Source organism: Alkaliphilus sp. B6464 (assembly GCF_018141165.1).
Classification (GTDB): Bacteria; Bacillota; Clostridia; order Peptostreptococcales; family Natronincolaceae; genus Alkaliphilus_B.
Map to the genome: position 1 here is coordinate 291,962 of NZ_CP058557.1, position 24,155 is coordinate 316,116.

29 protein-coding genes are annotated in these 24,155 nt (G+C 34.0%); 4 read left to right on the forward strand and 25 right to left on the reverse strand.

The annotated features are described in order from the left end of the window. Positions 1–87: 87 nt before the first annotated feature. A complete protein-coding gene (locus HYG84_RS01345; protein ID WP_212380039.1) occupies positions 88–504 on the forward strand; it encodes a sigma-70 family RNA polymerase sigma factor in 417 nt (138 codons plus the stop codon). A 742-nt stretch (positions 505–1,246) separates the two neighbouring features. On the opposite strand, the gene HYG84_RS01350 is transcribed toward HYG84_RS01345, so the two are convergent. The 19 genes from HYG84_RS01350 to HYG84_RS01435 all read right to left on the reverse strand — a co-directional run bounded on the left by HYG84_RS01350 (position 1,247) and on the right by HYG84_RS01435 (position 13,519). Beyond that, positions 1,247–1,651: a helix-turn-helix domain-containing protein gene (locus HYG84_RS01350; RefSeq protein ID WP_212380041.1), complete on the reverse strand. Its 405-nt coding sequence runs from the start codon at positions 1,649–1,651 to the stop codon at positions 1,247–1,249. Positions 1,652–1,742: 91 nt separating this feature from the next. Continuing rightward, a complete protein-coding gene (locus tag HYG84_RS01355; RefSeq protein ID WP_212380043.1) occupies positions 1,743–1,943 on the reverse strand; it encodes a hypothetical protein in 201 nt (66 codons plus the stop codon). Positions 1,944–2,240: 297 nt separating this feature from the next. After that, positions 2,241–4,151: a hypothetical protein gene (locus tag HYG84_RS01360; RefSeq protein ID WP_212380045.1), complete on the reverse strand. Its 1,911-nt coding sequence runs from the start codon at positions 4,149–4,151 to the stop codon at positions 2,241–2,243. Positions 4,152–4,204: 53 nt separating this feature from the next. After that, on the reverse strand, positions 4,205–4,585 hold the full coding sequence (locus tag HYG84_RS01365; protein ID WP_212380047.1) for a DUF2577 domain-containing protein: 381 nt from the start codon (positions 4,583–4,585) through the stop codon (positions 4,205–4,207). After that, positions 4,578–5,537, reverse strand: a complete 960-nt coding sequence (locus tag HYG84_RS01370; protein WP_212380049.1) for an XkdQ/YqbQ family protein — start codon at positions 5,535–5,537, stop codon at positions 4,578–4,580. The genes HYG84_RS01365 and HYG84_RS01370 overlap by 8 nt, the downstream gene beginning before the upstream one ends. Next, positions 5,537–7,678 (reverse strand): tape measure protein, encoded by a 2,142-nt coding sequence (locus tag HYG84_RS01375; RefSeq protein WP_212380050.1) that lies wholly within the window; start codon positions 7,676–7,678, stop codon positions 5,537–5,539. Before HYG84_RS01375 ends, HYG84_RS01370 begins: the two co-directional genes overlap by 1 nt. Before the next feature lies 1 nt (position 7,679). Next, entirely contained in the window at positions 7,680–8,150 is a 471-nt protein-coding gene (locus tag HYG84_RS01380; protein ID WP_212380052.1) for a hypothetical protein, read from the reverse strand. A gap of 17 nt (positions 8,151–8,167) precedes the next feature. Beyond that, the gene (locus HYG84_RS01385) at positions 8,168–8,716 is read right to left on the reverse strand and encodes a sigma-70 family RNA polymerase sigma factor (protein WP_212380054.1); all 549 of its coding nucleotides are present in this window, start codon (positions 8,714–8,716) and stop codon (positions 8,168–8,170) included. Between the two features lie 66 nt (positions 8,717–8,782). Then, the gene (locus HYG84_RS01390) at positions 8,783–9,523 is read right to left on the reverse strand and encodes a hypothetical protein (RefSeq protein WP_212380056.1); all 741 of its coding nucleotides are present in this window, start codon (positions 9,521–9,523) and stop codon (positions 8,783–8,785) included. 1 nt (position 9,524) lies between these two features. Then, entirely contained in the window at positions 9,525–9,659 is a 135-nt protein-coding gene (locus HYG84_RS20490; RefSeq protein ID WP_256442563.1) for a hypothetical protein, read from the reverse strand. Between the two features lie 151 nt (positions 9,660–9,810). Further along, positions 9,811–10,302 carry a hypothetical protein gene (locus HYG84_RS01395; protein ID WP_212380058.1) on the reverse strand — a complete coding sequence of 164 codons (492 nt, stop codon included), beginning with the start codon at positions 10,300–10,302 and terminating at the stop codon, positions 9,811–9,813. A 15-nt stretch (positions 10,303–10,317) separates the two neighbouring features. Then, positions 10,318–10,644: a hypothetical protein gene (locus HYG84_RS01400; RefSeq protein WP_212380060.1), complete on the reverse strand. Its 327-nt coding sequence runs from the start codon at positions 10,642–10,644 to the stop codon at positions 10,318–10,320. Between the two features lie 508 nt (positions 10,645–11,152). Beyond that, positions 11,153–11,407 (reverse strand): Mor transcription activator family protein, encoded by a 255-nt coding sequence (locus tag HYG84_RS01405; RefSeq protein ID WP_212380062.1) that lies wholly within the window; start codon positions 11,405–11,407, stop codon positions 11,153–11,155. Between the two features lie 4 nt (positions 11,408–11,411). Beyond that, positions 11,412–11,627 carry a hypothetical protein gene (locus tag HYG84_RS01410; protein ID WP_212380064.1) on the reverse strand — a complete coding sequence of 72 codons (216 nt, stop codon included), beginning with the start codon at positions 11,625–11,627 and terminating at the stop codon, positions 11,412–11,414. A gap of 137 nt (positions 11,628–11,764) precedes the next feature. After that, positions 11,765–11,950, reverse strand: a complete 186-nt coding sequence (locus tag HYG84_RS01415) for a hypothetical protein (RefSeq protein WP_212380066.1) — start codon at positions 11,948–11,950, stop codon at positions 11,765–11,767. 286 nt (positions 11,951–12,236) lie between these two features. Next, on the reverse strand, positions 12,237–12,593 hold the full coding sequence (locus HYG84_RS01420) for a hypothetical protein (RefSeq protein WP_212380068.1): 357 nt from the start codon (positions 12,591–12,593) through the stop codon (positions 12,237–12,239). A 136-nt stretch (positions 12,594–12,729) separates the two neighbouring features. Continuing rightward, a complete protein-coding gene (locus HYG84_RS01425; RefSeq protein WP_212380070.1) occupies positions 12,730–13,041 on the reverse strand; it encodes a hypothetical protein in 312 nt (103 codons plus the stop codon). Between the two features lie 16 nt (positions 13,042–13,057). After that, positions 13,058–13,273, reverse strand: a complete 216-nt coding sequence (locus HYG84_RS01430) for a helix-turn-helix domain-containing protein (protein WP_212380071.1) — start codon at positions 13,271–13,273, stop codon at positions 13,058–13,060. Next, positions 13,274–13,519: a helix-turn-helix domain-containing protein gene (locus HYG84_RS01435; protein WP_212380073.1), complete on the reverse strand. Its 246-nt coding sequence runs from the start codon at positions 13,517–13,519 to the stop codon at positions 13,274–13,276. Positions 13,520–13,660: 141 nt separating this feature from the next. On the opposite strand from HYG84_RS01435, the gene HYG84_RS01440 reads away from it, so the two are divergent. Next, positions 13,661–14,242 carry a helix-turn-helix domain-containing protein gene (locus HYG84_RS01440; protein ID WP_212380075.1) on the forward strand — a complete coding sequence of 194 codons (582 nt, stop codon included), beginning with the start codon at positions 13,661–13,663 and terminating at the stop codon, positions 14,240–14,242. 192 nt (positions 14,243–14,434) lie between these two features. Continuing rightward, a complete protein-coding gene (locus HYG84_RS01445; RefSeq protein WP_212380077.1) occupies positions 14,435–15,727 on the forward strand; it encodes a site-specific integrase in 1,293 nt (430 codons plus the stop codon). 67 nt (positions 15,728–15,794) lie between these two features. Here HYG84_RS01445 and rlmD read toward each other — a convergent pair whose 3' ends face one another. Continuing rightward, positions 15,795–17,144: a 23S rRNA (uracil(1939)-C(5))-methyltransferase RlmD gene (gene rlmD, locus HYG84_RS01450; protein ID WP_212380079.1), complete on the reverse strand. Its 1,350-nt coding sequence runs from the start codon at positions 17,142–17,144 to the stop codon at positions 15,795–15,797. Positions 17,145–17,328: 184 nt separating this feature from the next. Here rlmD and HYG84_RS01455 point away from each other — a divergent pair, with 184 nt between their 5' ends. After that, positions 17,329–18,693 carry a GerMN domain-containing protein gene (locus HYG84_RS01455; protein WP_212380080.1) on the forward strand — a complete coding sequence of 455 codons (1,365 nt, stop codon included), beginning with the start codon at positions 17,329–17,331 and terminating at the stop codon, positions 18,691–18,693. A gap of 239 nt (positions 18,694–18,932) precedes the next feature. Here HYG84_RS01455 and HYG84_RS01460 read toward each other — a convergent pair whose 3' ends face one another. The 5 genes from HYG84_RS01460 to pfkA all read right to left on the reverse strand — a co-directional run bounded on the left by HYG84_RS01460 (position 18,933) and on the right by pfkA (position 23,987). Then, positions 18,933–19,940 carry an aldo/keto reductase gene (locus HYG84_RS01460; protein ID WP_212380082.1) on the reverse strand — a complete coding sequence of 336 codons (1,008 nt, stop codon included), beginning with the start codon at positions 19,938–19,940 and terminating at the stop codon, positions 18,933–18,935. Between the two features lie 24 nt (positions 19,941–19,964). Continuing rightward, positions 19,965–20,360: an FxsA family protein gene (locus HYG84_RS01465; RefSeq protein ID WP_212380084.1), complete on the reverse strand. Its 396-nt coding sequence runs from the start codon at positions 20,358–20,360 to the stop codon at positions 19,965–19,967. Between the two features lie 63 nt (positions 20,361–20,423). Further along, entirely contained in the window at positions 20,424–20,840 is a 417-nt protein-coding gene (locus tag HYG84_RS01470; protein WP_212380086.1) for an acyl-CoA thioesterase, read from the reverse strand. Between the two features lie 397 nt (positions 20,841–21,237). After that, positions 21,238–23,028, reverse strand: a complete 1,791-nt coding sequence (gene pyk, locus HYG84_RS01475) for a pyruvate kinase (protein WP_212380088.1) — start codon at positions 23,026–23,028, stop codon at positions 21,238–21,240. Further along, positions 23,028–23,987 carry a 6-phosphofructokinase gene (gene pfkA, locus HYG84_RS01480; protein WP_212380090.1) on the reverse strand — a complete coding sequence of 320 codons (960 nt, stop codon included), beginning with the start codon at positions 23,985–23,987 and terminating at the stop codon, positions 23,028–23,030. Before pfkA ends, pyk begins: the two co-directional genes overlap by 1 nt. Between the last annotated feature and the right edge of the window lie 168 nt (positions 23,988–24,155).

Genomic DNA, 24,155 nt, shown 5'->3' on the forward strand with positions numbered 1-24,155 from the left:
CCCCGGCTACCGTTCCTCGCCCTCTCCGTTCATCAGCCATAGTCCGCGAAGCAATTCGCAAACATGATGAACGGGAGGAAAAAAATAATGGACAAGCCATTAGTTACAATTTCATATAAACTCGCCAATGGGAGCCAGATTAGCGTTGAGGTTTCAACTCCGGTCAAGGAACTGCTCGAACAGTCCGACCGGCAAATCCGCTCCCAAAGGCGGCAAGACAGGCGACACTTTGATTTTAAGGTTAGTACAGATGGAAATTCAGACAGCCCTCTGTTGCCAACCTGTGAGGATACCGCCAACCTGCTGGAAAGAATGGGACGCGACACCCGGCTACATAAGGCCATTGGCAAGCTGACTGAAGTACAGCAACGGAGATTGCGCCTGTACTACTTTTACGGGCTGAATTACAGCCAGATTGCCCGCTTGGAGGGTATAAGCTGCCGTACAGCTATTGACACAATAGAACAGGCAAAAAAGCGGCTTAATAGGCTCTGCCGGGACTAAAAGCATTTTGGGACACCCCGCCATTTAGTTGACGAACGTCTTCTTCTATCTCAGGCCTGATTTCATAGGTTTGTATTATTTGGCGTGCAGTTTTTGAGGTATCTGTTGTTAGAAATACATAGTATACATCATCCTTTGCGTAAATATAATCTGTTCAAATAATTGCTCAATTAAAAATAACACAATCGAAAATAATAATGAATAATACCAATTTGAAAAAGCAATGACAGATGATGTGATACTAATTATTGTTAGTAATCTCAATATCCATTTTACATTTTTTTGATGTTTCTCACTTACTTTTATATGTGGTATTTTATCCTGTATCACCACATCAAACTTAGAACGAAAATAGTGTATTTTAACCTGTAATCGTCTTATTCTTCTTAGAACTTTGTTTAACATGTATTTAATTTCTACCTCCAAAGCAGTTTATAAAAAACTGCTTCATATTTATTACGTCATCTATATTTTTTGCTGTTTTTTGAGGCTCAAAAACGGCACTTTTTGCCCTCCGAACTACATTTCGTCATCATTATTATCGTTTCAACGTGACTAGTATCATGACACCCTTTTACTTTTCATTACTAATCATTATTTATGATGATTCAGAACCCCAGTTAATTCAAGGGTTTCAAAGGAAACACAAATATTTTTTATTACTTATCGTTACTCATTATTATATTGAAAAACTTCTGCGTGGTGGACATATCGTGGACACTGACCACCAAAGCAGAAGTTTTTATTTATTTTCATCATTATCTTTTCCAATGTATTCATCCAATAGTTTAGGTGAAATATGGTAAGACCACCTTTTTACAAATACAGCAGTTCCAAAAGGAAGTCTTTGATTTTGAAGTCCAACCCTTATATACTGTTGTGATTTTCCAAGTCTTCTTGCTGCTTCTGCTACTGATATATTATGAATTCCTGATCCAATATTTTTTTCAGGAGATCCTGAATCTAAATATTCAATTGTACAATCAAGGACTTCTGCAATCTTCTGCTTCACATTATCCTTTGGGATATTCTTTCCTGAAAGGTACTGACTAATTGATGATTTGCCTTTACCAATTTGTTTTGCCAATTCAGCCTGTGACATATTTCTTTCATCCATTAACTTTTTCAAGTTCTTTGCAAAACTCACCCTTCCACTCCTTTCAGATCTATTCCCATTACTCATATAATCTTCATATAAAGGTTTAAATTATGATTTGGTGTATTTGTTCATTGAAGAACTAAAAGGGCATACAAGCCGAATTTGAAGTGGTGTTTTCATACCTGGTTATTTTCCCATCTTTATCAGGTTTAGGATTAACCATTTTGAAAAATTCATCAAATTCCTTCTTTGCCCAATCAGGGGAATTGCTTTTTATATGCCATTGTTCATCATCCCCAATGAATGAATATCCTTCTTTAATGAATCTTGGTTCTTCCATGCCATCAAATCCCCTTCCTAAACTCATATAACCTTCATATAAGCATCTTTTATTGTTCATTGAAGTATTTACCCTTTACACAAGGAAGTTCTTCAAAAGTCTTATTCTGCTTGATGTAATTGGTTCATTTTGTTCAAACAAGTTCAATTTTATAATAACACCAATAAATACCATTGTAAATCAAATTATCTGAAAACTTTAAAGTCATATATTGCCCATATAACCGTTTCAATAAAGGTCTTGATGTAATATATCCCTTGAAAAAGCACCTTGCAAGATGCAAAGTGCCTGATCAACCTATTTTGCTATGGGTCTTCTAAAAACACAAATGAAGATCCCAAACAGAAGACAGATCTTCACCAGTTCAGTCCAGGTGATGTTGGATGCTGATGATGATGGATCAGCTTCAACATTGGATGATAAAACTTCCACTGCCTGTGGTTCAGCTTCATCTGCTTTCTTTTCATTTGTGTCAACATTCACATTGACATTGATGGTGATATTCTTTCCATCTTCCTGAACGTTAGCATTTGTTAGCATTCTGCCATAGTCAACTGTAATAGTTTGATGCTGACTTGCTGATGCTTGACCACCTTTTTCACTTCCACCATCATTGGAAGGGGGAAGGTATGTATTTTCTGTTGTGGTATGGGTTGAGTGGTCATAAGAATTGTTGTTCACTGTGGAACTGTCATCCCTTGAATCTGAATTATGAGTGGTTGAATTATTGGTTGTGTTGTTGGTGGTATTTGATGTATTATTGCTATTGGTTGTATAATTTGTTGTTGAAGTGGGTGGATCTGATTCATGGTCAGGGTCTGCATCCACTTCTTCATCTTTTGGTTCTTCCTGGTCAACTGGATTTTTGGGTTCTTCTTCATCAGTTGGTTCTTCAACTGGATCTTCTTCATCAGGGGTTTCAGGATCAGGATCTGTTGGGTCAGTGGGTTCTTCTTCAACTGGTGGAATATATTCTTCGACCAAATAGGTCACACCATTGGTCAATCCAATAATTTCTGAACCTGTCAATGCTTCTGCTTCCAATTCTGTTGCTGTAAATGATCCATCTGATTTGGAATAGCTTACAACATCATCTGATGTGATCTTGTAATACTTTCCTGATTCAAGTCCAATGATCTTTCCATCTGATGCAGTTCCCAGGGATGAAGGGGAAAGGGTCACTTCTGTTGGTGGAATTTCATAATCTAATTTGAAAAGGGAATTTTGTGCAGTTGGATCTATATATTCACCACTTAAATCAGTTCTTCCATCATAGTCATTGATCCAAGCTTTGGGAATGATTCCATCATCTTTGAACAGTTCAACCAGGACTTCAATTGAATCTGCAAGGTTCAAATTTCCATAGGCAACATTTGCAAGATCAGCACCATTGGGTGCAGTATTATCAAAGATCTTTGTTCCTGTGATCTTCATTCTACCCATGTTGAAAATACCACCACCATGTTTTCCTGCTGAATTTTCTGTGATCACACTATTTGTGATGTTCGTGGTTGCTTCATAGTATGAATTCATGACAGCACCACCACTGTTTGAAGCATGTCCATTCCTGAATGTGCTGCCATCAATGTTGACAGTGGATGCATTATTCACGAATATATGACCACCTTCAAGAGCAGTGTTATTATCAAAGGTGCAGTTGTTGAAATCAACAGTGTTATTCATAACATGAATTGCACCACCACCTGATGATTCACTTAAACTGTTTTGAAACGTGACATCCTGGAATGTTACTTTCCCACTTGTAGTGGCATATGCATTGTAAGTAGCTATTCCACCACCATCAAAAGTCAAATTCTGAAAGGTAGTTTCTGAACTAACATTGAAACGAGAAGATGAATTCATTCTTTTAATTATAATATGCTTATCAGCATAACCAACATTTGTCTTTTCACCTACAATACTGATAATTCCATTGATACCAATGACATCACCATCCTTTGCCTGGATCATAGCTGAATACAACTGTGAGAAGTTGGAAGCAATTGCAACTGGTTCTGTTGAAGTAGCCATTGCTTGCATCATCTGACTGGTAATCATTACCCCAATCAATAAAACTACCAGTAAGGTCATCTTCAAGCTTCTTTTCTTTATTCTGTTCATATAATGAACCCCCTTAAATATAAAATTTTGCAGATATGCTGCAATACTTATATTATAAGGGGTTATGTCGAATATTGTTATCTTCATTAAATGGGAAAAGACCCCTGAACTGTTTTATAGTCCAGGGGTCTTCAATATGTTTATAGTTTATCTATTACAATGTACTTTTGACCACCTTGCATCTGAATCATGATCACTTCATCACCAACAACCAAGCCATTGTGAATAGTGAATTCTTTTTTTCCTTTGTATTCATGATTATGTGATGAAAAAGAAGCTTCTCCACTTCCACCACTTTTGTTTTCAGTGATATGATCAACAGTCATGAAAACTTTATGATCTGTCACATTCCTGGTCAAAACCAGTTGTGCAGAAGTTAAAGTCATCTTTTGTTCAACATTTATTTTAAGGGGTGAACTGCTGATGACCTTACCATAAACAATTGCAGTTGGTTTGGATGCATTCACTGCATCAACTGCTGACTTCTTAATTAAAACTAATAGATCATTAAAATCATGCAACAAATTCACCCCCTCTTAAAGTTAGATCCATGAAGTGTTCTTCATGGTTGAAGTTATGCTTGCATTTTTCCACAAGCATCAGATTGTTCAACTTAATGTCACCCAAGTTTAATTGAACAACTACCATTGAACCTGCTCTGACCCTGGTATCACCAAGGGCATTCTTGATGGTCAAGTTCCTTGTTTTCTTGTTATAAAGGGATAGAAGGGCATCTGCTTTTGCTTTTCCGTTTTCACCTTTTTCAAGTGTGTCAAAGTATTGTAAGATACCCCAATTGTTCATATTGCTTGAATCTTGTGCAATATAAACATCCCTTTTTCCTGATTCTTCATTGTCATATACTAATTTGATTTTATTGTATGTGTCAGAATCAATGGAAGAAGTGTAACTGTAATTTTCACCAGTTTCTTCATCAATCAATAAATTCACATGCATGGATTGAATGCTTTTCAAAGCAAGCTTTCCAAAGTCATCATATAAGACAAACATTTCTTTCTTGTTCTGCAAGGTCAGATCCAATGCATTTTGGATCATGTCGATTAAAGCAACATTGTCTTCAACCCTGGATGCTATTTTATAACCAGTATCTTGAATTGTTCCTGACTGCATCTGAAAATCTGATGTAATCATCTGAATGAATTCACCTGCTGTCTTATTTGTATAAACATAGGTGTCTTTATTCTTCAAATATCTTAACTGATCATAAGCTGTGACAGTGATGATCCCATCTTTATCACGTTTCTTTATAAATACAAAACCATAAAAAACATTCTTTCCATCAACCTTCAATCTGACAGAATTTCCTTCTGTAAATTTCAGAATATCATCCTTGACAACATTGAAGGTCAATTGACCTGGTGATCCTTTTCTTTCAGTTGACCAGGCAATTCCTTCTTCAACACTTGGAATATATACTTTGTTTCCGTTTTGAATTAAAAGTTCAGCATACATTATTCATGCACCCCTTCTGCTGCTTTTTCCATAGCTTCATTTACACCTTCACCAAGGTAATTAACTACACCATCAAGATCCATTTCATTGTTTACAATGTTTTGCATCCCACTCATATCCACCTTAATTTCAGCAGTGGTGAACCTGTTGACTGTTTCCATTTCTGCCAGGTCACGCATATATTTTAAGTCTTCTTGTGAAATATCCACTGAATCCTTGATTGCACCAGTGTTGTCAGCAGTGGAAGCAATGTTTCCTGGAATAGAAGATGTATCATAACCATTTGCATAATCACTTGGATCAGGAACATTGCTTTCAAATATACTTCCAATGTCAAAGTTTGAAACTGCTTCATCAATACCTTCACCCAATGAATACCCTGCATCCCATGCACCACTGTATTCAATTCTTGAATCAATGGTTGGGGCATTTCTGTCAAGGGTTATTGCATTATCATTCTTACCCCAAGCAAGAACACTATCCTGCAAGGAAGAAAGTCCTGATGTCCAATCTGTACCAAATATAGCATCAATAATCTTGGTAACTATTTTTCCAAGTGATAAAAACCATGAAATAATATTTCCTATTAAGTTTGCAACTGCATCACCGAAACTATTAAATCCACCATTTGCAACATTTAAAATCCATTCTATTATACTAATAAAAGGTTCAACAAAACGTGTCCAAAGGAACTGAATAGTTGCATTTATTAAACCAACAATTGTATTCCAAATGAAAGCACCTAAAACAGCAAATGCACCCATTATAATTCCTGTTGCACTGACTGATGTTCCTGCAAATTTATTGAATGCAGCCACTGCCATGTAAATAATAGCAATGATTGCAATAATACCAATGATGATCCAGGTGATAGGTGAAGCCAACATTGCACTGTTTAATGCCCATTGTGCCACTGTCAAACCGTTTGTTGCTGCTGCATCTGCTATGGTTGCCCCTGTCTTCACTGCAATAGCAATTGCATGTGCAGTCTGAATTCCAGTGCTGATCAGTTGGACTGCATTTGTAACAACCAAATAACCTGTATATAAACCAAGTGCTGCAATCACTCCATAGATCAAAGGTGCAATGATTGACCAATTGTCAGCTAGGAATGTCCCTGCTTGGGTTATCATATCCAATGCCCCAACTGCAACACCTGATGCAAATACAACTGCATCTGTCAAGCCTGTGACCATAGTGTCGAACCTTTCACTGTTTGCAATATCATTAAGCTTTTCCAGGACTGGATTAAATGCCATCAATGCTTTATTCTTCATACTGGTTGCAACTTGTCCAAATGTCATAGGCATACTTTCAAAAGCTTCATTTGTTGCTTCTGTTGCTGCTAACATAGCATTCTTTACTATTTCAGCAGTAATCATTCCATCTGCTGCCATATCTCTGATTTCCCCTATTGGCACATCAAGATAATCAGCAATATTTTGAACAATATTTGGTGCATTACTCATGACAGCATTAAGATCTTGCCCCCTTAAAACACCAGTTGAAAGTGCTTGGGTCAAGTTGTAAATAGTAGATTCAACACCCTGTGCTGATGTACCTGCAATTACCATTGATTTATTTAGCTGTTCAGCAAAACTTATTAACTCATCATTACCTGAAAAAGCATCCTTTGCATTCATTCCAAGTTTTGAAATCATATCAGCAGTACCCATAAATGCTGCCCTTGAATTTTGTGCTGATGCAAAGATCTTATTTTGAAGTTCTTCAACTGATCCACCATCATCAACAATTAGTGAAAGCCTGGATTCTGTCAAAGTTGCAGTGTCAGATAAGTTCAACAACTTTTGAACCCCTTGAAGTGAAGCATATGTTGCAGCTACACCAAGAAGTTTTCTTTCAAGTCCACTTGCTGATCTTGTTCCCTGGTTAAGTGAATCATTCATTTCTTGCTGTTGCTGATCAGCTTCATTGATATTCTGAACCATTTCATTCAATTCAATATTTGCTGCATTTATATGTTCCCTAACCCCATCAAAATTTGATGAATCAAAGGAACTGTTTGCAGCTGCATCCATTGATTCAAATGCACTAACTGTCATATTCAATGCACTGTTAATATGAAGCAATGATGATGATATATTGTCTACTAATTCAATTTGTGTTCTTATACTTGCCATATTATTTTTTCACCCCTTTATTTTTAAATATTTTCTTGATTTTATCTATACCATTAGTTTTTTTATTAACCTTGATATATTCAGCATGGATGACCCTTCTATTTTTTTCTATATTCGATATATCATTGAACTGCTTTTGAACTGCATCCAATTGTGCTGACTGGATAAACTTTTCAAATGCCTGATCAGTCAAATTATCAGCTTTAGGAATGAAAATTCTAAGAAAGAAGTGAAAACCTTGAACTGTTCCAAGCTGTTCTTCTTTGAATCTCATGATTATTTTTAAATATTTGATAATGTCTTTATAGAACGGTTTATTCTTATTTATGACGATCTTTCCATCATGAGTAAAACACATATAATTTGATGGTTTTGGATTGTTGAAGGATAGATCTTTGACCCAACCCTGATTGATATATTCAAAATCAACTGCCCATAAATTTTGATTAATTACACTTATGTTTGGATTCATTTTCTTCACCTTCCTTTCTATCCAAATAATAGTTGTTCAAGGTATTCCTCACTGAATAACCTTATTTGAAGCAAATTAACTAATCTATTTTTATTTCTATCAACCGTTCTTATATCACAATAGAGTTCTTCTGCAATATATTCCCTGGACTTACTCTCAAAATATTTCATTGGGATAATTTCAAAGTATGGATCATCTTTAATGGGATTAAGTGCAGCATCTATTTTGAAAATATAACCTTCAATTTGAACAATGGATGCCTTTATCTTGTCAATAGCATTCAGGGATCTTTCATAATCATTGGAATTATCATAACTATTGTTTGAACGCCATTGAACAAAGCTTTTACTTCTCATGGATATACCTTCTTTTTCAATCATTTCAATTTCTTCTAACTTATTTTTTAACACATTCTGAAACTTTGGGTAATTATAAAGCAGGGTTTCAGTCTTTTGAAATGGTGTCTGTTTACCTGATTTCAACATATTTTTCTTTTTTAATTCTTTCACCAGTGCTTCAAAAGTTTTTTCATGAATCAATGCTTGAAGATTTTCATCTATATTCATTTATTAAATCCACCTTTCTATTGAATAAGGGAACAAGGTGTCAAATCCCTGTTCCCCTTGTTATTGTTATTCTTCAACAATAGGATCTGTCTGATTCGTTACCTGATTAATTCCAGGGATTACATTTGCATATTCTTCAATGATTTCTGCAAAGCTGATGATGCTGTCTTCACCTGCCATCTGTTCATATGAATCAATTGGAACACTGTAAGCTTGACCATTTACAATATAGGTTTCTCCATCTTCCCTTGGATAAACAAACAGCATATTTGCAATTGCATCCATTTCATTGAAACTGTTCAATATCATTTCAACTTTGTTCAACTTTCCAAAAGTCAATGGGAAGGTAGTATTTCCATTAGGATCTATTAAATCAACTTTCTTACCAATCACACTCTTGAACAATTTCATTTGGTCAAGGTCATCAATGAAATTTTTCAGGATCATATATGCTGTTTCATCAGTGATCTGTTCAGCTTCAATCATCAAGAATTGAAGTGCATTGTTCACTTGGGTTGCATAATCAGAAGGTCTTGTTGCTTTGGTAGATAGTTCAGGAAGCACCTTCTTCTTTGCTTCATCCAGGATGACATTCAGCTTTTGATTGTACACCTTATTAAGCAATTCAGAACTGGATCTTGCAGCAGCAACTTCATTCCTGATCTGCTCTTTGATGTAGTCCATCTTGTAGGCATTTACTTCTGCACCCCATTCTTCAACTATTCTTTTGATTTCCTTTGCTAACTGTTCACTGTTGTCATGATAGGCATCAATGATTGCCTGTATTTTCTTTACTAAATCAAACATTTTAATTTACCCCTTTCATATTTTGATATGGATTTTCTAATTCTTCCAAGCCTACTTCTTTAAGTTTCATGTTCATTTTGATATAAACTGCATTGATCTTTGTTTCATACAATTTTCTTGCTTTTTCAATCTGCATGCCCTTTTCTTCCTTGGTGATCATCAGATGGTGACTTCCTTTCCTTTTGGTTCTTATGGTCTTGATCCTTTTGATCACCTGGTTCTTTTCCTGATTCAGTTGAAGAACCTTGTCCAATTGCTGTGTAATATAATCATTCATAGGTTTTCACCTACTTAAAGTATTTTTGAACAAATTCTTTTAAATCACCAAGTGTGCAGTTTTCATTGAACCCTTCAAATTCTTCAATATCTGAAATCTGCATTCTTGCTTCTTCAATCTGTTCAAGTGCATCTGCCAATAGTCTTAAACTATGTTCAAATCGTGGTAATACTTTTCCAATAAATTCAATCAGTTCTTGAACTTTGAAGTACAACTTGTTGGTTACTGGTATTAGTTTGCTAAGATCAAATCCAGTGGTCTTTGATTCTTTTAATTGCTTGAATATCTCTTGTAATAAATCAGTACATTCAACAATCAAGGTATTCTTGTTTTCAATCTTATTTAATTCATTAACAATACCTTTCATGTAAACATCAAGGAATTCTTTTAAATCTTTAGTATTAGCAGGGTCTAATTCTGTATTTGAGTAAAGTTTCATAGTTTCACGAACTTCATCTGTCGATCTCTTTAAATTTTTAAGTTCTAAATCATAATTTTTCATTATTCTTCATCCTTTCTATATGTTTGATTGTATTAGTCCATGATGATCCCATTCACCAGGATCACCAACTGTCATTGCAGCAATAGCAGTCCAAAGTATTCTTCTTTGTGATGGATGCAACTTTGACTTGAAGTCCTGGATCTGATCTTCAATATAGGTCTTGATTTCAGCCTTGTTGTATATTGCCTGTGCTAATAGATCAGCTTTAACAACATTATCATCAGGTATTGAATAACCTGCATATTTGGCAACTTCAACTGCAATTGTTCTTCCATCTCTTTCTTCACCGTTGAAGTATCTGAATACAAATTCATCAGCAAATTTCTTTTCTTGATCTGTCAATTCTGTTCACCTTCCTTTCTTCAAATTATTACTTAATAAATATCAATTACTGTTGTATCAGGCTTTATCAAGGATTTTGTTACTAACCTGTCACTAATCATCTTCATCCTTCCTTTATTTTTAATAGTTTTGATGTCAACATTAGTCAACAATACTTTTTAAAATGTCATGTTTTGACAGGTTTTCATTTCATGTTCTTAATATAAAAGGCTTCAACATTAGTCAACATTAATACCTTGTCACAACTCACATAATGGTCATATACAAGCTTTCTTTGCTTCCTTGTGTATTTCTTCACCTGGTCACCTAAATGGCAATATAAGCAACCAGGGAAGAACATAAAATGAAAATGAAGAATGAAAAGAAAACCTATAATAATTATATCAAGTTATTCCTGATTTGTACTGTCAAAACACAACATATGGTTGTTTACTGAAAAATAACCACTATATGTTGTATTTATTCAGCAAATAAAATCCCCACTACATACAGCAGCAGGGATCTTATTTCACCTTTCATTTACGATCTTTCTTATATGATCAATGGACATTCCAACCTTTTCAGCTATTTCATTGACTGACTTTCCTGAATTGAAGAACAAGTTCTTTATATATTCGTTCTTTTCAGGTTTACCAGGGAATTCAAGTGCCATTGGGTCTGTGCTTAAATAGCATGACATTCCACCATATTCTTCAATTAACTTCTGTGCCATGTCTTTTCCAATAACCTGACTGACTTCATAAACTGTGACTGATTTTGCCATTCCATCATCCTTCCATATAAAATTCAACTTCATTCTTTAACTTGATGGTTTCCCAACCAAGGTATTTTCTTAATATGTTCATTGCATCAATCAATGCTTTAACTTCTGTATAATATGGGTTATCTGAAAGCTTAGTATAATTTCCTGATCTATGTTCTTCAATGAACTGATCCAATGTCACTTCATAAAATGGTTGTAATGAATTTATTGCATGATCCATCTTCATCATCCTTTCTTTTTACCTTGTCACTTTTACCTTATCCCTGTGCTTAAATTATTCAAATTGAAAACAATGACTTCACATGGTATAATTCATTTGATTGTATTTTCAACCAGTGAAGCCATTGTGTAATTTAATTATGCAGTGGCTTTCTGCTTTGCTCTATCACACACATTATTGATCATTGCGACATGTAATTCCTTGAATGTTTCATCAACATTTAAGCTGATGATCCATTCTTGTCTGAACTCTTCAATTGCTTCAACTGTTTGACTTTTCAAAACTTCCAATACCTCTTTAATTCCATTTGTTATATTCATCATTTTGTTTTCCACCTTTCATTTTCTTGTTTTTTTATATGTTTTCTTAAATTCACATTGAACCGTGAACCTCACCACGAACCGATTCAAATCCTTGCTATTACTGGGTTTCAGGTTGTCGGTTCAAGGGGTTCATGGTAAACCCCCTTATATACTTATTATTAGTGTATATATTATTTAATAAGATAATAAAATATTGATTATTATAAATCACTTAATAAATAACATTCACCTTGAACTGCTTGAACCGATAACTGCAACCCCTTACATTTCAAGGGTTTCAAACGGTTCAAAGCTTGTATGTTTGCCCTGAACCATCTTGAACCATCTTGAACCGTCTGAAAACCCTGAATTTTTTTCCACATGATTTCTTGTTGATGATTTCAATGTTGAAGTTGTTAACTACGAATAATGAAAAGCTGATCTGATTCAAAGGTATTACATCATAATGTTCACAAACCTTCATGTATCTTTCATGTGCAGAAAATGTTGACCAGTCCACCAATCCACCATGATCAATCAGTGCTGCAATGAACTGAAAAGATAGATACTTGTTTGCACCTACCACCTCAATAGGATATTTGTTTGCCATTTTGATTTGTTCAATTTTTTCTGAACCAATTTGAATATCATTTAATTTTGCCATTTTGTTTTCATCCTTTCTTCTTTTAAATTTTATTTGCTGCTTTCAAGAATGACATTGATATCACCCTGGATCTTATCAAGTAACCTTTGAATAATTGCTTGTAGGCACTTTTCTTTCATCCTTTTTCACCTGCCTTTCATATTGCAAATTCGCTGAATGTATCTTGATTCAATAATCTTTGCATACTGACAGTTTCACATCCTGATAGATCAGGGAAATCATGTTGTAGTTTTCTTCTGCATCTTCCAACTGTTTCATATTGTGGAAGACCATATTCTTTGATTGATAAGAACAGATCCTTGAATCCAATCTTGTCAATATCAATTCCTTTACTTCCAAGGATCTTCTTTGCTACCAGGTAGAACAAATAATTGTCACTGTTCCTGGATTGCTTATCATTGATTAGGAAGAACTTGACCAATTCAGTTGTAGTTGTGATTTCATCCATTATTTCCACCACCTTTCTATTCAGTTAAGTCTATTTTCTTGATTTGAGTTGGATCAGTTAGATCCATACCTTCATACTTTTCAAGGAATTCAAGAAGGGTGCTTTTTCTGATTTTCTTGCTGCCAAGCTTGATCACTGGGATCAGACCTGCATTGATCAGTTTATATACATAAGCAGGATTAGTTTTGATCAGCTTTGCTGCTTCTGTTACTGTATAAAGAATATCTTCCAACTATTTCACCCCTTCTATTTCATCACCATTTGGTGATAGGGAAGGTAAAAAAATTTGAATGTATTCTTCAATACTCAAAGACAGTACCTTCACAATTGCATTGCAATCTTCAATGTCAGGAATCATTTCACCCTTTAATATCCTGCCAATCTTGTTCTGTGACCAACCAATGGTTTTTGTAAATTCATTTTGTGACTTAAATTTACTGTAAATTGTACCCCTTAATAACTGTGTGTTTATTTTCATTGTTTCACATCCTTTCTATCTCCATTTGGTGATATTCTTATATTATCACCAAATTAAATATAAAGCAACCTTTTTTTGAATATTTATATTGCATTTGGTGATAATATGATTTATAATGACATTATGAAAGGTGGTGACTACATGAAAGAAGACTTATCTTTATTTTCTCAAAGGTTAAAAGATCTTAGATCAGAAGGAAACTATACATTAGAAGAATTTTCAAAGATATTGGATCTACCTGCACAAACCATCAACAGATATGAACTGGATCAAAGGACACCAAAGATCGACACTGTGGATCAGATAGCAAACAAATTAAATGTGTCCAGTGATTATCTATTAGGGAAGACAGATTATAAAAACTGGGAAGAATTAGCTTCAAATATTACACAATTGGAATCTTTGGAAAGCTATATTTCTTCATTGGGATATAAAATAGAACCTGCATATCAAGGTGCTGTTTCAGGATCTTCCCAAGAAGAATCAGAAAGACTTGCAATGGAAGCTGATGCAGATCCAAATTTTCCAACTTGGAAGGTAACAACAAAAGAAGGTAATACCTTTATTGTTTCACTTGTTGAACATGAACAACTGACTAATAGAGTTAAGAACATGATTGAATATGAACTTAAAAATATTGAAACAAATGGTTGTTTTACCAAGGAAGAAAAAAAGACCCCTGGTGCGGCGAACACCAAGGATCTTATTGTAACCACAATGTAAGGTTGAAACGGTTACTTATTCACATTTTGCCAATTAGAAAAAAGAAAAACAGCCCCTTATGCAGCGAACATAAGAAGCTGTTAACATTTACTTTATCAACCCAAAGGATCAATATAGTACCTACAAGCAATGGTATTATATCACAAATCCTTTGAGTTTTATAGCAAAACTTAAAGAAAGGATTGAAAATTCATGGCAGAAGTAAACACAAGAAAACGTGGGGACAAATGGGAATACCGTTTTGAAGCTGCTAAAATAGATGGAAAAAGAAATCAAATATCCAAAGGTGGATTCAAGACCAAGAAAGAAGCATTGGAAGCAGGAACAAAAGCACTTTCTGAATATAACCATGCAGGGATGCACTTTGAACCAACTGAAATTTCTTTTGCTGATTATCTTGATTATTGGTTTGAAAATTATGTGAAGGTCAATTTGAAGTACAACACACAACTTGCTTATTTGAACATCATTGAAAATCACTTGAAACCTGAACTTGGAATGTATAAGCTAAAATCTTTGACACCAACAGTGATCCAGGAATTTGTTAATAAGAAGTTCATCTATGGTGGATATAAAAAATCACACTTGGTGAATATAACTGCAACATTATCAGGATCATTGAAGTATGCTGTTATCCCTGCAAAGCTAATCAAGGATAGTCCTGCAAATTATATTAAATATCCAAAATATGAGCATTCAAAAGCTGAAACAAATAGAACAATCATATCAATCAATGACTTCACAACAATCACTGATAGATTTAAGGGAACACCATATTATTATGCTTTGATGATTGGATTTTACACTGGTTTAAGAATTGGTGAAGTTTATGGTTTAACTTGGGATAATATAGACTTTAAGAACAAGACCCTGACAGTTGAAAAGATTGCATATAAAAGAAATTATGGTGTTGATGTCAGGAAGGTATTAAAAGAAAAAGGAAAGAAAGAAGAAAAGTCAGCTTGGTATTTTGGAACACCTAAAACTGAAACTTCTAACCGTACAATCAAGATAGGTGATACCTTGGTGAGTGAATTGAAGCAATATAGAAAATGGCAGATGGAACAAGAATTGTTATATGGTGAATACTACACCAACCATTATTTAAAAGATGAAAAGGATGAAAAGAACAACATCATCCAAAGGATCATACCAGTTGAAAAAAGCATTCCTTGTGCATTACCAATTGCCAACCTGGTCATGAGAAAAGAAAACGGTCAGTTTTCATCACCTGATTCATTCAAATATGCTGCAAGGGTCATTCATCATGAATTGAATATCAAATTCAACTTCCATTCATTAAGACATACCCATGCAACCATGCTGATTGAAAATGGGGCACATGTGAAGGATGTTCAAACAAGACTTGGACATTCAGACATTGAAACCACTTTGAATGTTTATACTCATGCAACTGAAAAAATGGCAGAACATTCAGTTGATATCTTTGAAAATGTTGTAAATGGTACTTTGTCCACCAAGTGATTTTTGGTGGACACCATGTGGACAAAACCACCATTTGCAACTTTGAAAAACCCTGAAACCCTTGATTTTACTTACTTAATAGGACAACAGTTTCTACATGACTAGTATGCGGAAACATATCCACTGGTTGCACTTTATCTACATTATATCCTCTCTCATTTAAATAGGCTAAATCTCTTGCCAATGTAGCTGGGTTACAAGAAACATAAACTATTCTTTTAGGCTCCATGTTTACTATTGTTTCAAGTACACTTTCCTCGCATCCCTTTCTAGGTGGGTCTACAACTACAACATCTGCTCTAATTCCTTCCTTATATAATCTTGGCACTACTTCTTCAGCCTTTCCCACATAAAAGTTAGCATTATTAATGTTGTTAATTGATGCATTTTCTCTTGCATCTGTTATAGCGGCTTCTACTACTTCTACACCATGTACCTCTTTAGCTTTCTGTGCTAGAAATAATGATATAGTTCCAATACCACAGTAAATATCAAATACCCTTTCATTTCCTGATAAATCGGCATATTCCAATGCCTTTTCATATAGAACTTTAGTTTGTGTGGGGTTTACTTGGAAAAAGGATTGAGCTGAAATGTGAAACTTTAGATTTCCTATATAATCAACTATTTTATCTTCTCCATATAAAGTAATGGTTTCCTGTCCAAAAATAACATTTGTATTCTTTGTATTAATATTTTGAACAACACTCTTTAGTCCATCTATATTTTCTTTAAACATTTCAATAAGCTGATTTTTATGTGGCAAATCTCTACCATTAGTTACTATAACAATCATTACTTCACCAGTAATAAAACCAGCTTTTGTAACTATATGTCTAATTAATCCTGTTCTACTTTTCTCGTCATATACGTTTACACTGAAATCTTCTATATATTTTTTTACTATTTTAACTATTTTTTCATTAATAGGAGACTGAATATGGCAATATTCTGTATCTACAATGTCATGTGTTCCCATCTTATAAAAGCCTAAAATTGCCTTACCATCAATTACCCCAACAGGAAATTGAGCCTTATTACGATATTCGTATGGATTATCCATGCCTAAGGTTGGATTAACAGTAGTATTTATCTTCCCTATACGAGTTAAAGCATCTTCTACAATTTTTCGCTTCATCTGTAGCTGCGCTCCATAGCTCATATGCATAATTTGACATCCACCACATATATTAGCGTTTGGGCACTTAGGCTCTATTCTATCTTCAGATGGCTCTATAATTTCTAATAGTTCGCCTACTCCATAGTTCTTCTTTAAAATATTTATTTTTACTTTTACTATATCTCCTGGTATAGCTCTTGAAACAAAAATTGTAAAACCATTTATTTTGCCAACACCTTCTCCACTACTTCCTAAACCATCTATTTTAAGGTCATATATTTTATCTTTTTCTACCATGCTAATAACTCTCCTTTATATATATCTTGACAGATATGGTCGAATGAAATTACTTAACTATCATTTTACACTACTTTGCTACTATTTTGCCAACATTTGTTGTACGATTCCTATTTACGGAAACATTTCAATATTTTATAATATAAAGTATAACTTAGGATAAGCTAAGATTGGAGTTGATTGAATGTTACGAACGATTCGAAATATCTTTGTACTTCTATTAATAGGCATAACAGCATCTGGTATGCCTATTTACGCAAGTAGCATTAGTTTTAGTTCGATTATACCAACTATTGTTTCCAAAAATGATGCTATTATTGTCACTACGGAGGAAAAGGTAATATCCTCTAATCATGTTCAAATTAAATATGGCTTTTCTGCAGATTCAGATAAGAGTTACACAGGGCTGTTATTTAATGAAAATAATCCCTTTACTGTTGAGCTGACATCTAATGGTGATACAATCCAAGATCTATCTTTAGATGACCTTGTGACTCTTGGTAATTATAAGTCTCTTGAACTTTACAGTAGTACTCCTGTTTACATCATTTTTGATTTCGACCAAGAAAAATTAAATCTACCTGATGGCTCTTATAAGTTAAAAATTAGACCTAATATCGATAATGTAAATGTATCTACAGAAGAGGCTGAATTTGATATACATTTTAATACTGAAGGAAACTATATTCCTGCTTTACCCGCCATTACATCAGTTAAGCATGGGGAAACTGCTCTAACACTTTATTTCCCAGACAATGAAGCAAATTATTTAGTACCTATCACAAGATTTGTACCATATACAAGTTCTCCTTTGACTACAACCCTTAGAAACTTAGAAAAGGGTCCTAATAGCAATCTCGGTTTGCCATTAGGAACTCCCATCCCAGTAGGAGGCAAGGCTGGAAAATCGGGAGATACTGCCTATGTAAATTTACCTGCGGATCTTGGGAGCTTTAATCAAGGTTCTAGCGCCTCTACTAATGCAGTAAATAGTTTAGTAAATTCTTTAACGTCTATCAATGGAATATCTAAGGTCCAGTTTCAATTTAATGCTAAGATTATAAAGGATGCTTTCCACGGTATGACAATGGATATACCTTACCATAAACCAGAGAATACAATGATTTACACTGCTTATTTATCTGACACCAATAGATTTTTATTATCACCAATTCCTTTCTCTATGTTTGGAAATCAATATGATGATAATAATATTAACACTATTTTTGATACTATGAAATTTAAAGGAATACCTGAAATATATAACTCTAAAAGGCATCCTATTGTGCCTAATGAGGTTGAGTTGTTGGATTACAACATTGCTAACCGTGTACTTACTTTAACATTTAATGAAGAATTTTTAAAGGTCTATGAAAATAATGACCACCGTCGTCAAATGATGGTGGATGGTATTATATTTACCTTTAGATCTTTAAATGATGTGGATTTTGTTAACATTAAAGTAAAAGTTGATTCCAAAGATACAAATGAGCAAGGAATAATAATTTATGATTTTGCTCCACCAATTTATATTAATCCAGAAGATTAAAAGTCTATTTATATTTATTTTATAATAAAAACCAAGACAAATAAAAAAACTTGTCTTGGTTTTTTTATATACCTCTAAATAATTTACGTTCTCTGCTTTCCCAAAATTTAATCAAAAAAATAAGCACAGATATTCTGTGCTCAAAAATAGAATCAGTTGTCCTTTTTTACTTACTTAAAAACTAAATAATTAAAACCTATTATGCATTATTTAACAATTTCAAACTTTTTATACCTGATTTAACCTAGTTGTTTAGTTACATTTTTCAACATTTCTCGAATCGGCAAATCATATGGACATCTTGTTTCGCACTTCCCGCACTCAATACAGTCCGATGCTTTTTTGGGTAAGCTGGAATACCTTGTTGCTGCCCATTCTTTTAGGTCATATCTGGTATAATATCCTTCCATTAAAAACTGAGTAGGAATATCAATCTCTTGAGGACAAGGCAGACAATATCCACATCTCCTACAAAACTTAGAACCTAACTCTTTAGCAAGTTTTTCAAGTTCCTGTCTTTCATCCTTATTTAAAGGTATAAAAGACTTTGCAACTGCTGCATTTTCTGCAACTTGTTCGACCCTATCAATTCCTGGAATAACTACAGAAACATTAGGATTTTCTAAAATAAATCTTAGAGCTAAATTCCCCTTTGTAATTGCTCCACCTGCTAATGGTTTCATCACAATAACTCCAATGTTTCTTTCCTTAGCTTTCTTAAATAGATCTTCCGCCTGTCTTTCAACTGCATTGTAAGGAAACTGAATTGTAGAAAAATAATCCGTCTCTATAGCACTCTCTAAAATACCTATATCGTGACTTGTAATACCTATAGCCTTTATTTTTCCTTCTTTCATTGCCTCATCTAGTGCTTTATATGCTCCATTAGCACTCATTATTTGATCATACTGATCTTTAGTTCTAACATTGTGACACTGATATAAATCTATGTATTCACAGCATAAGTTTTTCAAACTAATTTCTATATCCTTTTTCATGCTTTCATAATCTCTAGCCATGGATTTAGTAGCAATAGTCCAATGTTCTCTCGTTCCTCTAATGCCTATTCCAATTAAACTCTCACTTGCTTCATATCCTCTAGCTGTATCAATAAAATTAATCCCTTCCTTTCTAGCAAGATCAATTAACCTAACAGCTTCTTCTTCATCTAGTCTTTGTATAGGAATTCCACCAAAACCTACAACCCCTATATTATAGTCAGTTCTCCCTAATTTTCTAACCTCCATCTTTTGTTCCCCCTCATTAGTTGGCTATCTCCTAAAATAAAACCACAGATTTCCTCCAGTTAGCATTCTCTTAAACCGTCTTTTTATCATATTTATAAATGGAATCCTAGTGATTGGTAAAACTAACATCAATCCAAGTGCATCAGTTATTAAGCCAGGAGCTAATAAAAAAGCTCCGCCTAGAATAACACATAATCCACCAATAAGCTCATCTGCTGGCATTTTCCCTTGGCTTATATCAAATTTTATCTTTGTAATAATATCCCTGCCCTCTCTTTTGGCAAAGTATGCTCCTGTAATACCCGTTACAATTACTATAGCTAAGGTATACTTAAATCCTATATAACTACCTATCTTTAACAATATAGCAAAGTCTAAAAGAGGTAATAAAGTAAATAGCAAAATTAATTTAAATAGCATATTTTCACCCCTGGATAGAATTTTTCAATCTTTATCATATATATAGTATTATGCAAATTTTTATTACATTAAACCTTCAAGTTTTAAATACACTTCTTTATGTATCTTTTTCAAGTTCATAGGCCTACCACTTTCTTTACTTACAAATGCGTGTTCTGTAAAGCCTTCAGCTAATAACACTCCATCTACTTCTCTAACTATTTTATAGTTAAATGTTATTCTTGTTGGACTAAGTTTTTCTATTGTTGTTTTTATAATTAGCTCATCCGCATATTTAGCTGAAACCTTATATTTACAATTTACCTCTATCACAGGTAATATTATGCCTATTTTTTCCATGTCGTTGTATTTCATACCATAGTTTTTTAAAAAATCTGTTCTACCCACTTCAAAATAAACAAAATAATTAGAATGATATATTATACCCATTTGGTCGGTTTCTTCATATCTTGTAACTAGTTTAGTTTCATTAAGCCTCAAAGCGTTCACCTACCCTTTCTACATATGGATATTATAACATAATTATGCCCATTTATCTTCGGTTTATTGCTATAACTTCCAATTTTTAATATGGAGTTATAGCAATAAATCCTCGAAATAAGTGCAACTATGATTCATATAAAATTAAAATTCTATCTGAATTAAGTTTTCTTTATTGTATATCTATATGATTTATTCTCCATTACAATAAATTTTCCTTTAGCTTAAAACAATTTAATCGAAAAAAGCCCACAATTATTAATAATCGTAGGCTTTTTCCTGTGACATCATCAACATCTACAAAGGGGGAGAATATTGATTTTACTTGTATTATATGAAATTCATAAGCTAAATGTGTATGTATATCAAAAGAATTATTAAAGGATACTACATACATTTAAAGTACTTTTGTTTCGCCACTATAAACTAGTCCTCTTATAGTGTCTACCGTAACTATATCTCCCTGTTTCAATTTTTCTGTAGCCATATGAGCTCCTACTAATGTAGGCTTACCTAGATTAAGTCCAACAATTGCACCGTGGCTAGTTAATCCAGCTTCTTCGGTAATTATAGCAGCCGCTTTTTCCATTATAGGAACTAACTCTCTATCAGTAAATTTTGTTACTAAAATATCTCCATCATTGACCTTATCATAGTCTTTATTAACGCTATCTATAACAACAACTTTTCCAGTAGCAGACTTTCTACCTATTCCTGTTCCTGTTAAAATTACTTCTCCTACTATATGAACCTTAATCAAGTTTGTAGTACCTGCAACACCTACTGGAACTCCAGCTGTAATAACTATAAGATCCCCATTATTAATAAGTTTAGCATCTAGAGCCTTTTGTACAGATAATTCAATTATATCATCAGTAGAGTTAAGTTGATCTGTTAATACTGAATAAACTCCCCAGCTCAGGCTTAATCTTCTTCTAACACTTTCCTTTGTTGTAGCCGCAATAATTGGTGCTGATGGTCTAAATTTTGACACCATCCTAGTTGTATATCCTGAAGATGTTGCTGTTAGAATAGCTGATGCATCTAAATCTGCCGCAGTTGTACAAGTAGCATGACTTATAGCATCAGTTACCGATGTTTCTCTTTCTATGGCTTTAGTTTTTAGTAGGTTACGATAATCAACTGCTGCCTCAGCACGTCTAGCAATACTTCCCATAACCTTAACCGCATCTACTGGATATTTCCCCGCAGCGGTTTCGCCAGATAACATAATAGCATCCGTGCCATCAAAGATAGCATTAGCTACATCAGTTACTTCTGCACGAGTCGGTCTAGGGTTTCTTATCATAGAGTCTAGCATCTGAGTTGCTGTAATAACAGGTTTTCCCGCCCTATTGCATTTTTTAATCATTTCTTTCTGAGCTAAAGGAATTTCTTCTGTGGGTATTTCAACTCCTAAGTCTCCTCTTGCAACCATTAAACCATCAGAAACTTCGATAATTTCATCCAAATTATCCATTCCTTCTTGGTTTTCAATTTTAGAAATAATCTGAATGTGATCTGCATTTTCTTCCTCTAAAATTTTTCTTATAGCTAAAACATCCGATGCCTTTCTAACAAAAGATGCAGCAATAAAGTCTATATCCATTTCTATACCAAACTTAATATCAGACCTATCTTTTTCAGTAATAGCAGGTAGATTAATTTTTACTCCAGGTACATTGACACCCTTGTTATTTTTTATAACGCCTGCATTCTCAACTACACACTCAATATCTGTACCATTAACAATATTTTCAACCTTAAGCCCAACTAGACCATCATCTATTAAAATAACATCTCCTCGTTGCACATCTTCAGCAAGCCCGGTGTAGCTCACGTTACATATAGTATTGTCGCCTAGTATATCTCTTGTAGTAATTGTAAACTTTTGTCCTTCTTTAAGCCCTACCTCAGGATCTTTAAATTTACCAGTTCTGATTTCTGGTCCCTTAGTATCTAATAAAATAGCTACAGGCTCCTTTAATTCTTCTCTTACTTCCTTTATTATTTTTATTCTTTCGCCGTGTTCTTCATGGTCTCCATGAGAGAAGTTAAGCCTAGCAACATTTAATCCATTTAATACGAGCTGCTTAAATACATCTTTGTTTTCACTTGCAGGGCCAATTGTACATACTATCTTTGTTTTTTTCACCCGAATTCCTCCTCGTTTAATCTGTATATTCATTAGATTGATAATATCTTCGCTAGTTCATAAGTTTCCATATCAAAATTACTTTTAATACTTAATGCCTCATCTATGTCCATATCAATAAGCTTTTTCCCATTTACTCCTACTACTCTATTACTAATACCTTGTAGCAACAGGTCCACTGCCTTTGCTCCCATTTTACTAGCTAAAATTCTATCGGAAGCTGTTGGACTACCACCTCTTTGAATATGACCTAATATGGTAGCTCTAGTTTCAATACCAGTTTTATCCTCAATTTCCTTGCTCATTTCAACTGCACCACCAACTCCTTCTGCTAATATAATGATGCTATGCAGCTTACCTCTATTTCTTCCTTTTAGTAGCTTATTACATACCTGATCAACATTAAATCCTACCTCAGGAACAATAATACTCTCTGCTCCTCCTGCAAGTCCAGCCATTAAAGCTATATCTCCACAATGACGACCCATAACCTCTATAATATTAGCTCTACCATGAGATGTGGAAGTATCTCTAATTTTGCTAATTGCATCGATTACTGTATTAATTGATGTATCAAATCCAATAGTATAGTCTGTATATCCTAAATCGTTATCTATAGTTCCAGGGACACCAATTGTAGGTATACCCAAATCATTTAACTTCTTTGCACCTTTAAATGATCCGTCCCCTCCAATTACAATAATACCTTCTATACCTAATACATTAATTACATTGAGCGCTTTTCTTTGTCCCTCTTCAGTACGAAATTCTTCACTTCTGGCAGTCCTTAAAATGGTTCCACCTCTATGTATGATGTCCGCTACGGAAGATAAATTCATCTCTTCTATATTTGCATTAATTAGACCATTAAAGCCTTGCTTTATTGCCATAACCTTAGCATCATTATAAATACCACTTCTTACAACTGCACGTATGGCTGCATTCATTCCTGGTGCATCCCCACCACTAGTTAGCACAGCAATCTTTTTCATAAGCATCCTCCATTTCAACCTACATGGTCTTTTAGTGTCCCACTATGTTTATTTTATACATATACATTTAAAATTAAGAAAAATAACAAAGTCGTATCTATTTAGATATATTATCCCAAATCGACTTTGTTAAACAATTACAAGTCTAAAATCATATGCTACTATTCA